Annotated in this window: 12 protein-coding genes and 1 pseudogene; 4 read left to right on the plus strand and 9 right to left on the minus strand. The window is 63.4% G+C overall.

Annotation, left to right across the window (positions count from 1 at the left end; genetic code table 11):
* Positions 1 to 42 precede the first annotated feature (42 nt).
* Positions 43 to 933, plus strand: coding sequence for a patatin-like phospholipase family protein (locus ACTXGA_RS03335; protein ID WP_443391711.1), 891 nt, complete (start codon positions 43 to 45; stop codon positions 931 to 933).
* Positions 934 to 970: 37 nt separating this feature from the next.
* On the opposite strand, the gene ACTXGA_RS03340 is transcribed toward ACTXGA_RS03335, so the two are convergent.
* The 9 genes and pseudogenes from ACTXGA_RS03340 to ACTXGA_RS03380 form a co-directional block, all read right to left on the minus strand.
* Positions 971 to 1,177 carry a YgaP family membrane protein gene (locus ACTXGA_RS03340; protein WP_443391712.1) on the minus strand — a complete coding sequence of 69 codons (207 nt, stop codon included), beginning with the start codon at positions 1,175 to 1,177 and terminating at the stop codon, positions 971 to 973.
* 99 nt (positions 1,178 to 1,276) lie between these two features.
* Complete coding sequence (locus ACTXGA_RS03345) at positions 1,277 to 1,933, minus strand: Crp/Fnr family transcriptional regulator (RefSeq protein WP_443391713.1); 657 nt, start codon at positions 1,931 to 1,933, stop codon at positions 1,277 to 1,279.
* A gap of 4 nt (positions 1,934 to 1,937) precedes the next feature.
* Positions 1,938 to 2,810 carry a 3-hydroxyisobutyrate dehydrogenase gene (mmsB, locus tag ACTXGA_RS03350; protein WP_443392028.1) on the minus strand — a complete coding sequence of 291 codons (873 nt, stop codon included), beginning with the start codon at positions 2,808 to 2,810 and terminating at the stop codon, positions 1,938 to 1,940.
* Between the two features lie 78 nt (positions 2,811 to 2,888).
* Positions 2,889 to 3,848, minus strand: a pseudogene (locus ACTXGA_RS03355) (enoyl-CoA hydratase/isomerase family protein); the annotation flags it as partial.
* A 101-nt stretch (positions 3,849 to 3,949) separates the two neighbouring features.
* The gene (locus ACTXGA_RS03360) at positions 3,950 to 5,089 is read right to left on the minus strand and encodes an acyl-CoA dehydrogenase family protein (protein ID WP_443391714.1); all 1,140 of its coding nucleotides are present in this window, start codon (positions 5,087 to 5,089) and stop codon (positions 3,950 to 3,952) included.
* Positions 5,090 to 5,245: 156 nt separating this feature from the next.
* A complete protein-coding gene (locus ACTXGA_RS03365; protein WP_443391716.1) occupies positions 5,246 to 6,379 on the minus strand; it encodes a glycosyltransferase in 1,134 nt (377 codons plus the stop codon).
* A gap of 78 nt (positions 6,380 to 6,457) precedes the next feature.
* Entirely contained in the window at positions 6,458 to 7,585 is a 1,128-nt protein-coding gene (locus ACTXGA_RS03370) for a carboxylate-amine ligase (protein ID WP_443391717.1), read from the minus strand.
* Positions 7,586 to 7,671: 86 nt separating this feature from the next.
* Entirely contained in the window at positions 7,672 to 8,109 is a 438-nt protein-coding gene (locus tag ACTXGA_RS03375; RefSeq protein WP_443391718.1) for a hypothetical protein, read from the minus strand.
* 191 nt (positions 8,110 to 8,300) lie between these two features.
* A complete protein-coding gene (locus ACTXGA_RS03380; RefSeq protein WP_443391719.1) occupies positions 8,301 to 9,800 on the minus strand; it encodes a CoA-acylating methylmalonate-semialdehyde dehydrogenase in 1,500 nt (499 codons plus the stop codon).
* A gap of 102 nt (positions 9,801 to 9,902) precedes the next feature.
* Between ACTXGA_RS03380 and ACTXGA_RS03385 the strand changes: the two genes are divergently transcribed.
* From ACTXGA_RS03385 to coaD, 3 genes are all read left to right on the plus strand, one after another.
* Complete coding sequence (locus tag ACTXGA_RS03385) at positions 9,903 to 10,814, plus strand: LysR family transcriptional regulator (protein WP_443391720.1); 912 nt, start codon at positions 9,903 to 9,905, stop codon at positions 10,812 to 10,814.
* A 68-nt stretch (positions 10,815 to 10,882) separates the two neighbouring features.
* Positions 10,883 to 11,320, plus strand: coding sequence for a CBS domain-containing protein (locus ACTXGA_RS03390; RefSeq protein ID WP_443391721.1), 438 nt, complete (start codon positions 10,883 to 10,885; stop codon positions 11,318 to 11,320).
* Positions 11,321 to 11,422: 102 nt separating this feature from the next.
* Positions 11,423 to 11,914, plus strand: coding sequence for a pantetheine-phosphate adenylyltransferase (coaD, locus tag ACTXGA_RS03395; RefSeq protein ID WP_443391722.1), 492 nt, complete (start codon positions 11,423 to 11,425; stop codon positions 11,912 to 11,914).
* Positions 11,915 to 12,107 lie beyond the last annotated feature (193 nt).

Consider the following 12,107-nt stretch of genomic DNA (forward strand, 5'->3'; position numbering starts at 1 on the left):
GGCTAAGCTGAGACCCGGAAAGATCGGTGGCGGAGCGGCGGGTTGAGCGGAAAACTGGGATTGGCGCTTGGGTCGGGCGGTGCACGGGGCTGGTGCCACATCGGTGTCATACGCGTGTTGGAGGCGCGTGGGATCGAGGCGGACTGCGTCGCGGGCTGTTCCATGGGCGCGCTGGTGGGGGCGGCATGGGCCGCAGGCCGGCTGGACGCGCTGGAAGACTGGGCGCGGGCCATGACCCAAACGCGGTTCCTGAAATACCTCGATCTGCGACTTGACCGGGGCGGGCTTATCGAAGGGGCGGCGGTGGAGCGCATTCTGCGTGACATCGGCTTGCCCGACCGGATTGAGGATCTGCCCAAACCCTTTCTTGCGGTGGCGACGGACATGGAAACCGGGCGCGAGGTCTGGTTACGGGAGGGGCCGCTGGTCCCGGCAATCCGGGCCTCTATCGCGATTCCGGGTGTCTTTGCCCCGCAAAGGGTCGACGGGCGTTGGTTGTTGGACGGCGGGTTGATCAACCCGGTGCCAACCTCGGCTGTGCGGGCTTTGGGAGCGCGTAAGACTTTGGCCGTGAACCCGAACGCAAAGCACGGGCGGCGGCTGTGGACCGGGGAACCGGCGCAGGATTTCTGGGAACGCTTCGGCGTTGAGGCCTTGCGGGACGGGTTGCCCGAACAGCTGCGCGGGTTGTTCCCGGAAGGGCGGCGCGAGGTGACGCCCGCCTATATGGACGTGGTATCGGTGTCCATCGACATCCTGACCGAGTTCCTGCGCAAGGCCCGCGATGCGGCGGACCCGGCTGACCTGATGCTGGACGCGGACCTTGTCCAGCTTTCGGTGATGGAATTGTTCCGCGCAGCAGAGGCGATCAACGAAGGACGGCGCATCGCCGAGGCCGCCGCTGATCGGATCGACGCAATGATCGCCATCTGAAAAGGGGCAAGTCCAAACGGACTTGCCCCCGGATCGCTCAGGATTTCAGCTTACAGGTGTTGATGCCCAGCAGCGCATAGGGCGGGCAGGTGCCAAGCGCCGCGGTGCCCAGCATGACCACACCGATAATGCCAGCGACCCAGGCAAGGGTGCCGGTCAGGGACGCAAAGGCCAAACCCAGCAGGACAATGCCAACCACCGCGCGGATCGCGCGATCTGTATTTCCGACGTTTTTCTTGAACATTGGGAGACTCCCTCTCACGAATTCATGAACGCATTCTAGCGCACTGATCGGCGGGGGTCGGTGACATAGTCACATACGCTGCGCTTTTCCTGCGCGGCGTCAGGTGCCGTCGCTGTCGGCAATCTGGCGGAGCGTATCCCGGTCCTGCAGGACCACTGTACCGCGTTCCAGCGTCACGAGGCCGCGCCGCGCCAGCGCATCCAGCCGCCTTGAAACCACCTCGCGCGCGGATCCGATCATCACTGCCAATTCGGCGTGGGTGGCCGCCACGCGGCCCGCCTCGGCGCGGTCCAGAAGGACCTGCGCCAGTCGCGCCTCGACCCGTGTAAACGCGACCCGTTCCAGCAGGTGCATCATGCTCTGCATCCGTGCGGCAAAGGCCTGAAAGACAAAACCGCGAAACGCGGGATCCGCCTGTATCAAGTTCAGGAACAGGTCGCGGGGGATCAGCACCAGAGTTGTATCGACACGGGTCATGGCTTCGCCCGAGTAATCCTCTCCTCCCAAAAGGCCGAGGGTGGATTGCACACAACTTTGTCCGGGTTCGACCGCGTAAAGCAGGATGTCACGCCCGTTGGGGCCGGTCAGATAAACGTCGATCCGCCCCGACAGAACCACCACAAAGCCACGCACGGTGTCGCCGGGGTGGAACAGAGCGGTGCCACGGGGAACCCGGGCCGGGGCGAGCCCGCGCAGCCGTTGCAGGCTGTCCTGCGTGAGGTTGGGCAGGAGCGCGTCCCGGATCCAGTCGGACATGGGCTCAGCCGCGCCCGCGGTTTTCGAAACGGGGCAACATGGCCGAGAAATCGCGCCCCTTGCCGTCTTCGTCCTCGACAAAGGCGCGGTAGAGCTCCATCGCGGCCTGTCCCATTGGCGTGTCGGCGTCTGCTTCGCTGGCCGCCTGTTGGCTGAGGCGGAGATCCTTCAGCATCAGATCGGCGGCAAAACCGGGTTGATAGCCGTTGTCGGCGGGCGATTTCGGGCCGATGCCGGGCGCGGGACAATAGGCGTTCATCGACCATGAGTAGCCCGAGGAGGTCGAGACCACGTCGAACATGGCCTGCCGGTCGAGGCCCAGTTTGTCGGCGAGCGCAAAGGCCTCGCAGGTGGCGATCATGGTGACACCAAGGATCATGTTGTTGCAGATCTTGGCCGCCTGACCGTTGCCCGCCGGGCCGCAGTGGACAGCCTTTTGCCCCATGATCTCGAACAGGGGCAGGGCCTTGGCGTAGGCGGCGTCCGGACCGCCGACCATGAAGGTCAGCGTGCCGCCCGCCGCGCCGCCGATCCCGCCGGAAACCGGCGCGTCGAGCGCCTGAAGACCAAGTTCCTCTGCCTGCTGCGCCACCGCGCGGGCCGAGGCTACGTCGACGGTGGAGCAATCCAGCAGAACCGCGCCCTTGGTCATGACCGGCAGGATTTGCGCGGCCACGGATTTCAGGATCTCGCCGTTGGGAAGCATGGTGATGACCACATCGGCGCCGGTTGCGGCCTCTTCGGCGGTGCTGACGGCGGTGACGCCCTCTGCCGTGGTACCGGCCACGTCGAAGCCTTTGACCGCGTGTCCTGCCTTGGCAAGATTGGCGGCCATGGGCGCGCCCATGTTGCCCAGTCCGATGAAACCGATCTGCATGGTCTTCTCCTTGAAATCGAGCTTGTCGGGGCCAAGTGGCATCAGCATCTTCGACACGTCCACGGCAGGGACGGAGTCGAGCGCGTGACGCCAATTCGGCGATTTGTCCTTGTCGATGATGGCAGCGCGGATGCCTTCGAGGAAGTCCCCATGTTCCATGATCCGGTGACTGACGCGGTATTCCAGTTCCAAAGCCTTGCGGATGTCGAGACCGGGCGCGCGCAGCCGGTGGATCATCTCCAGCGTGACCGCCATTGATAGGGGCGCGTTTCGGGACAGTTTTTTCAGGGATTGCGCGGCAAAGGCGCTGTCGCTGTTGCGCAGCGTGTTGAGCACGTCCCTGAGAGCCTCGCCCCCGAAGAGCGCATCAATATCTGCCTGTTGCGCGGCCAGCGGGCTGCCGGGAGGCGTGGACGCCTCGCCGAGGGCCGTGACCTCACCGCTGTTGATCAGCGCCTGTTTCAGCGCGGGCCAATCCGCCTCGGGGTGGAACCGGTCGGCGAACCCGGCGTGAATGGCATCGCCCGGTCCCATGCGCGCCGCAGTCAGCCCGAGGTATTCTCCAAGCCTACCCGGCGCACGGGCCAGCGTATAGGTGCCGCCCACGTCCGGCACGAAACCGATGCCGCATTCCGGCATGGAGATCTGGGTGCTTTCGCCCACGATGCGGTGCGAACAATGCCCGCCGATGCCGACGCCGCCGCCCATGACAAAGCCGTGCAGGAAGCTGACGATGGGTTTGGGGTATTCGGCCAGTTTGGCGTTCATGCAGTATTCGTCGCGCCAGAAGGCGCGGCCGTAGTCAAAGTCCCCCGCCGTGCCGGAGCGATACATTTCGGCGATGTCGCCACCCGCGCAAAAGGCGCGGTCGCCCTCTGCGTCGAGGATGATCAGCTTGACGGCATCGTCATTGCGCCAGAGGTCGAGCGCCTGTTCCGTGGCGCGGCACATGTCCCATGTCAGCGCATTCAGCGCCTTGGGGCGGTTAAGCGTGATGCGGCCGGCAAAACCTTCGGTGCGGATCTGGATGTCGGACATGTCGGGCCTTGGTCCTGATTTAAAGGGCGGGAGCGAGGAGGCCGTCTGCCCCTCGCGCTCCCCCGAGAGGTATTTTTAGCCCAAAGAAAAAGCAGTGTGGGTCACGTGGCGAGCATCTGGCGCGAGATGATCAGGCGCATGATTTCATTGGTGCCTTCTAGGATCTGGTGCACGCGCAGGTCGCGGACGATCTTTTCCACGCCGTAGTCGGCGAGATAGCCGTAGCCGCCAAACATCTGCAAACAGCCGTTGGCCACGTCGAATGCGTTGTCGGTGACCATGAGTTTGGCCATGGCGCAGAACTTGGTGGCGTCGGGCGCGCCGGTGTCCAGTTTCCACGCCGCCTGACGCAAGAAGGTGCGCGAGGCCTGCAATTTGGTCTCGTACTCGGCAAGGCGGAATTGCAGGGCCTGGAATTGGTCGATGGTTTTGCCGAAAGCCTTGCGTTCGGACATGTATTGAAGGGTCAAGTCGAGCGCATTTTGCGCCGCGCCAAGCGCGCTGGCCGAAATGTTGAGACGGCCACCGTCGAGGCCGGCCATAGCATAGGTAAAGCCGCGGCCCTCTTCGCCGATGAGGTTTTCGGCCGGGATCGGGCAATCGTCGAACTGGACCTGGGCGGTGGGCGAGGATTTCCACCCCATTTTCTGTTCCAGCGCGCCAAAGCTTAGGCCCTCTGCGCCGTCCTCGACATAGAGGGTGGAAATGCCCTTTGGTCCGTCCTCGCCGGTGCGGCACATGACGACATAGGCATCCGAATACCCGCCGCCGGAGATGAAGGCCTTGGTGCCGCTCAGGCTGTAGCCTTCGTTGGTGCGGGTGGCGCGGGCGCGCAGGGCGGCGGCGTCCGATCCGCTGCCCGGTTCGGTCAGGCAGTAGCTGAGCACCGTTTCCATGGTCAGCACCTTGGGCAGGATGCGGGCCTTGAAATCGTTGCTGGCGAAGGTGTCGATCATCTTGGCGCACATGTTGTGGATCGACAGGAAGGCCGCGACCGAGGGGCAGGCCATGCTGAGCGCCTCGAACACAAGGGACGCGTCGAGGCGCGACAGGCCGGAGCCTCCCGACTCTTCGCTGACGTAGAGGCCGCCAAAGCCCAGTTGCGCGATCTCGGGCCAGAGATCCTTGGGGATGGTGCCTGCGGCTTCCCAGTCGCGGGCAAAGGGCGCGATGCGCTCTTGTCCGAACGCGTGGGCCATGTCGAAGATGGCGGTCTGTTCCTCGCTGAGTGCGAAATCCATTGCGTGGCTCCTCCCTGCCGGGCGCTGAATTGAACGCTTGTTCAGATTGTGACGTGAAGGTGCGCCCAACGCAAGCGGCGCGGGCGCAATCCCGCTTTGCGTTTTTGCAAAGGTCGAGTGGTGTGATGTGCGTGATGTTTGCGATAACGCAAAGCGTTACCCCTGCACGGTCTCGCGGATCACCTGTTCGACGCGGGCCAGACCGATATCGTTGTCGAATTTCGCCTCTGCCGTGGCGCGCGCGGCGTCGGAAAGCGCCGAGCGATCCGGCATATCCAGGAGCCGTGTGATCCCGGCGGCAAAGCCCTCTTCGTCCCATTCGTCGACCAGTAGGCCGTTGACGCCGTGTTCCACCGCCTCCGGGATACCTGCATGACGGGTGGACAGGGTGATGCAACCGCAGGCCAGCGCCTCTTGGATCGCGGTGGGCAGACCCTCTGTGTTGCCGTTTTTTGCAGTGACAGAATGCTGCAGGAAGACCTCTGTCGTCAGCAGGTGCTCGCGGACCTGATCATGGGGCAGGGCGCCGGTGAAAGTGACCTGATCCTCGATCTTTAACAGGCGGGCCTTGGCCTTGCAGTCGTCAAGCAGGGGGCCGTCGCCGATGAAGGTCAGATGCGCGTCGCGCCCTTTGGCGGCCTTGGCAAAAGCGCGAAGGGTGATATGCGGGGCCTTCTTTTCCACCATGCGGCCCACGGCAAGAAAGCTGCCGCGGCGTTTTTTGCCGGGGGTAAAGCGGCGGACGTCGACGCCCGACGGGACAACATGGGCGTTGGGATGGGAAATCCCGTGCTTGGCAAGGTTGTCCAACAGGAACTGGCTGACCGAAAACATGCCCGCGAGGCGCGGCATCATCAGCCGGTAAGAGCGGATGCGCTGGTTGGAACTGAGCGCGGCGGAGGCATCGGTGCCGCGCCAGTAGGTGAAGACCGGAATGCCAAGGTCATTGCCAAGCTTGGCCACGACAAGCGCCTGCGTGCCGAATTCGGCAAGGATGACCTTGACCCCCTGGTCGCGCAGGAACCCGGCAAGGCGGGCCCGATTGTCACCAAACGGCAGACGCGAGGTGCCGTAGAGCAGCGCGCCACTGGCGGCCGCGAAGGGCGCGCGCAGCTTATCCATCGGGGTCAGCGGCGCGCGGCGGATGAACAGCGGCTTGCCCAGAGGATCCTGGCCGTTGTGACGTCCGCAGATCACACAGGTCTCGCCGCCGAACAGGTGCTGGATATGGCGGTTGATGAAGGTTTCGCCCATCACGAAGTAGTCGGACGTTGCGATGGCGGTTTTCATGGGGCGCTCCGGGACTGTTGCGGGCGTGGTAACGCGGGCGCGCATTCATGCCAAGTGGGCTCGGCCCAAGGCGTGCCATCACAAGTCGGCGTGGAACTCCTCGATCAGGTGCCGGACCACGGCGCGCATCTGGCCTTCGTGATCTTCGCCTGCATCCCGCGCTTTGGCCAGCGCGGCGCGCTGACGGTCGGCCGATGTCCCGGTTTCGACGATTTCGCGCACGCGGGCCAGTTCGGCGAGACATTTCAGGTGTGCCGCGTCTTCCTCGAGTGTGTCGACAAGTTCCTTCGCCAGCCGTGTGAAGGGCACCACCTCGGCCGCGCCGAAGTCGATCAGCCCCTCGCTGACGCCGTACCGCTGAGCGCGCCAGCGGTTTTCGCCGATCAGGAATCGGTCATAGAGCCGCCAACGCTGGTTGCGCACGCGCAGCCGCCAGAGCATCCGCATCAGGCATTGCGTCACCGCGGCCAGCGTCAGCGCATGTTCCAGACGGGGTTGCACATCCATGATGCGCGCCTCCAGCGTCGGGAAATTGGCCGAGGGCCGCAGGTCCCACCAAATGCGCGAGGTGTCCTCGATCACGCCGGTCTCGACCAGCACGCTGGTGGAGCGTTCGTAGTCCTGCCAACTGTCGAATTGCGGCGGCAGGCCTGTGCGCGGCAGGTTGTCAAAGACGGAAATGCGGTAGCTAGCCAGCCCGGTATCCTCTCCCTGCCAGAAGGGTGAGGAGGTGGACAGCGCCAGAAGATGTGGCAGGAAATAACTGGCCTGCGCCATGAGATCGGCGCGCAGGGGGTCATCTTCGAGCCCCACATGCACATGCATGCCGCAGATCAGCATCCGCCGCACCACGCCGCCCAGATCCCGGTTCAGTTCGTTATAGCGCTGCTTGTCGGTGTGGTGCTGGTTCTTCCAGTCGGCCAGCGGGTGGCAGGAGGCGGCGATGGGCGACAGCCCGTGGTCCGCGGCATGTCGCGACACGGCAGAGCGCAGGCGGCGCAGATCATCGCGTGCCTCTGCCACTCCGGTGCAGGGTCGTGTACCAATCTCGATCTGGCATTGCAGGAATTCCGGGCTGACCTGCCCTTCGAGTTCGGCCACGCAGGCCTCCATCAGACCCTCGGGCGCTTCGACCAGCGCGCAGCTCTCGCGGTCGACCAGCAGGTATTCTTCTTCGATGCCGATGCTGAAAGGTGGTTCGGTCATCATGTCCCCCCGTTTTGTTGCCAGCAAAGCAGACCGGGCGGGGGGCAGGCAAGGCGACAATGCGCGCCGGTAGTAGGGCGCGGTGCTCAGTCCGTTGTCGCTGGCAAGCCGAGCGCCCGTTCAAGCTCGGGAAAAGAAAGCTCGGGCTGGCCGGCCAGAGTGAGTGCGTCTTTGTCGCTGCGGGTGACCTTTACCTGAAAGCTGCTGACCGGCTCCAACACCTGTTGCAGAATCCGTGCCATGCCAAAATTGACGTCGCCCGGCGCGTGGATGATGCAAAGACTGCCCTTTTTGAACCGGCTGAACAGGCGCATGGTGCGCTGGACGGCGCCGACGATGCGAACAAAGTCGGATTTCATGTGAGATAGGTGGGTGGTGTCTGTCAGAAAGACGAACGACGGATCGAAATCCGGATGATCGGTATAGGCCAGAAAAGCATCGACGCTGTTGGTCGTGTCAACGGTGCCGACCATGCGGAAAAACACAATACCCCGCTCGGGGAAGATTTGGAAATCGATCGGCATATGAGTGATTAACGTATCTACTAGAGGTTCAGGCTGCCCAAGAGAGTTTACGCCTTGAGACTGTAGGGCATTGCCCAACCGTTGGAGGCTCTGGGCCCTCGTCGTGAATACGCGCCGCAGGTGGATCGCGGCGCGCCTCGCTGCGGCGGATCAATCGTGTAACAGACCGATCCGCCTGTGCAGGGAATGGCTCAGTCCATCGCTTTGAAGTTGAATTCGCCACCTTCCTTGATGCCCGAGAACCATCGCGCCGTGACGGTCTTGGTCTTCGTATAGAAACGGAAGGCGTCGGGGCCGTACTGGTTCAGGTCGCCAAAGGCGGATTTCTTCCAGCCGCCGAAGGTGTGATAGGACAGCGGCACCGGGATCGGGAAGTTGATGCCGACCATGCCGACATTGACCCGGTGGGCAAAGTCGCGCGCGGTGTCGCCATCGGCGGTGTAGATCGCGGTGCCGTTGCCATAGGGGTTGTCGATGACAAGATTCAGCGCGTCCTCATAAGTGTCGGCGCGGACCTGGCTCAGAACCGGGCCAAAGATCTCTTCCTTGTAGATCTCCATATCCGGGGTGACGTTGTCGAAGAGCGAGGGGCCGACGAAGAAGCCGTTCTCATAGCCCTGCATTTCAAAGCCACGGCCATCGATCACAAGGTCCGCGCCCTGGTTTACGCCGCTGTCGATCAGACCTTCGATGCGCGACTTGGCGGCGGCGGTGATGACCGGGCCGTAGTCCACGTCCTCGCCAGAGGTATAGGGGCCGACTTTCAGCTTTTCGACCCGCGGGATCAGGCGTTCGATCAACCCGTCGGCGGTTTCCTTACCCACCGGTACGGCGACAGAGATTGCCATGCAGCGTTCACCGGCTGCACCGTACCCGGCGCCAACCAGCGCGTCGGCGGCCTTGTCCAGATCGGCGTCGGGCATGATGATCATGTGGTTCTTGGCGCCGCCAAAGCACTGGGCACGCTTGCCGTTGTTGGCCGCGCGTCCATAGATGTATTGCGCGATCGGGGTCGAGCCGACGAAACCGACACCAGCGATATCCTCGTTGTCGAGGATCGCATCCACGACGGATTTGTCCCCGTTGACCACCTGCAGCACGCCGTCGGGCAGACCGGCCTCTTGCAGCAGTTCGGCCAGACGCAGCGCGGTTGATGGCACACGCTCGGAGGGTTTGAGGATCATCGCGTTGCCGCAGCTGAGCGCCGGGGCCATCTTCCACAGCGGGATCATGGCCGGGAAATTGAAGGGCGTGATGCCCGCAACCACACCCAGCGGCTGGCGCATGGAATAAAGGTCGATGCCGGGGCCGCCGTCGTCGGTGAACTCACCCTTCAGCAAGGTGGGCGCGCCCATGCAGACCTCAACCACTTCAAGACCGCGCTGTACGTCGCCTTTGGCGTCGGGCAGGGTCTTGCCGTGCTCGCGGGCCACCAGTTCGGCCAGTTCGTCCATGTGGTCGTTGATGAGCGCGCCGAATTTCATCATCACACGGGCGCGGCGCTGCGGGTTGGTGGCGCCCCATGCGACCTGCGCCTCTTTCGCCTTGGCGACGGCCTCGTTCAATTCCTCGACCGAGGACAGCGGTGTCTTGGCCTGAACTTCGCCGGTGGCCGGGTTGAAGACATCGGCGTAACGGCCAGAGCCGCTTTTGACGTGCTGGCCGTTGATCCAGTTGGTGAGTTCGGTCATGGAATCCTCCGTGTGCTGTTGTCGCGCAGCCTAGTCTTGCAAAAATGCCATGAACAGGGAAAATGCGGCAAAAGCGTTTTGCGTTTTTGCAAAGGGGGCGGCTTGGACAACTGGGACGATCTGCGGGTGTTTCTTGCGGTGGCGCGGGATGAAAGCCTGTCCGCCGCCGGGCGACGCCTGCGGATGGACGCGGCCACGGTTGGACGGCGGGTGGCTCGGCTGGAAGAGGCGCTGGGTGCGCCGCTGTTCGCCAAGTCCCCTCAGGGGTATGCGCTGACAGAGGCGGGCACCCGGCTGGTTGGATTTGCCGAAGAGGCAGAGCAGGCGGCCAGTCAGGCGTCCGAGGCGATGCAGGGCCGGGCCGAAGGGCTGTCCGGACAGATCCGCATCGGGGCGCCGGATGGCTGCGCCAATTTCCTGCTGCCGCGTGTCTGCGCCCAGATCGCCGAGGCAAATCCGGATCTGGACGTCCAGATCCTCGCCCTGCCGCGGGTGGTGAATCTCAGCCGGCGTGAGGCCGACCTTGCCATCGCGGTGTCGCCGCCATCGGCGGGGCGGCTGGTCGTGCAGAAAATCACCGATTACCGGCTGCATCTTGCGGCAAGTGACGAATACCTTTCGGCACATCCCCCGATCAGAACCGCCGATGACCTGCGTCATCACCGGATCGTCGGCTACATTCCCGACATGATCTTTGACAAGGAACTGGACTATCTGGACGAGTTGGGGCTGACCCGTGTGCCGCTGGCCTCGAACTCGGTCGCGGTACAATTCCATTGGCTGCGGCAGGGGGCGGGTCTGGGCATCGTACATGACTTTGCTTTGCCGGTCGCAGAGGGGCTGCGCCTTGTTTTGCCCGAGGAGATCTCGCTGGTGCGCAGCTTCTACCTTGTGCGCCACGCCGATGACCGGCGGCTGGAGCGTCAGACACGCTTTGCCGATGCATTGGTCAATGGCATGCGGGCAGAGCTGTCACGGCTGGAATCCGAAGCCAATGCCCGCTTAAGACCTTGAGCGACTTGACAGGTCGCGTCCGGCCAAGCCACGCTTGAACCAAGACTTTGTCGCAGGGAGGTATCACGATGCAGGTCCACCAAATTCTCAAGAGCAAGGGCACCGATGGCGTGTTCACGGTGAAACCGGGCACGACCGTTGCCGAAGCGGCGGCGATCCTCGCGGACAAGCGGATCGGCACGGTGGTGATTTCCGATGACGGCAAGAAGGCGCTTGGCATCCTGTCGGAACGCGACATCGTGCGCGAACTGGCGGCCAGCGGCGGGGCCTGCCTGGACGCAACGGTCGAAACCTACATGACACCCGATCCGTTCAGCTGCACCCGGGATGCGGTGGCCGATGAAATCCTGTCCCAGATGACCGAAGGACGGTTTCGCCACATGCCCGTGATCGAAAACGGCGAAATGGTCGGCCTTGTGACCCTGGGCGACGTGGTCAAGGCGCGCCTGAGCGAGTTGTCGGCGGAAAAGGACGCGCTTGAGGGCATGATCTCGAATCCGTGGTGATATTTTCCGCGCGCCTGAAATTGGCCCGGACGATTGTTCCGGGTTGCATTCGGGCGCGCAATATTGTTGCGTTTTCCCGGACTTGCGACAAGGGAAGCAGCTATGCGCGTTGGCCTATACCCCGGAACCTTTGACCCGATTACCCACGGTCACCTTGATATCATCCGGCGCGGTGCCACGCTGGTGGATCGTCTGGTGATCGGCGTGGCGATCAACCGCGACAAGGGACCACTGTTTCCTTTGGAAGAGCGCGTGGCGATGATCGAACGGGAATGCCGCGAATTGTCGGAACAGACCCGCACCGAGATCGTTGTGCATCCTTTCGACAACCTGCTGATCGACTGCGCCCGGGATGTGGGCGCGCAGATCATTATTCGCGGACTGCGCGCTGTGGCGGATTTCGAATATGAATTCCAGATGGTCGGCATGAACCGCGCGCTCGATGACAGCGTCGAGACCGTTTTCCTGATGGCCGAGGCGCGTCACCAGGCGATTGCCTCCAAGCTGGTCAAGGAAATTGCCCGGCTCGGTGGCGATGTGTCCAAGTTTGTGACCCCGACCGTAAAGGCCGCGCTGGACGAGCGTTTCCGGTAATTGTCCGGCTGACGCCGTATCGCGGCGTTAGGGCCCCTGTTTTGCGGACAGCGCGACTGCGCCGGTGATCGGGTGCGGCTGCGCTACGGGAGAGGGGGATGGTGGAGCGTGTCGTCGCCTGGGTTCCCGCCGGAATTCTGACCTTGTTAGTCGGGCGGGGTATATGGCGCCGCCGGATGCTTCATCGAAGCGG

This window comes from Antarctobacter jejuensis, assembly GCF_052266595.1.
GTDB lineage: Bacteria > Pseudomonadota > Alphaproteobacteria > Rhodobacterales > Rhodobacteraceae > Antarctobacter > Antarctobacter jejuensis.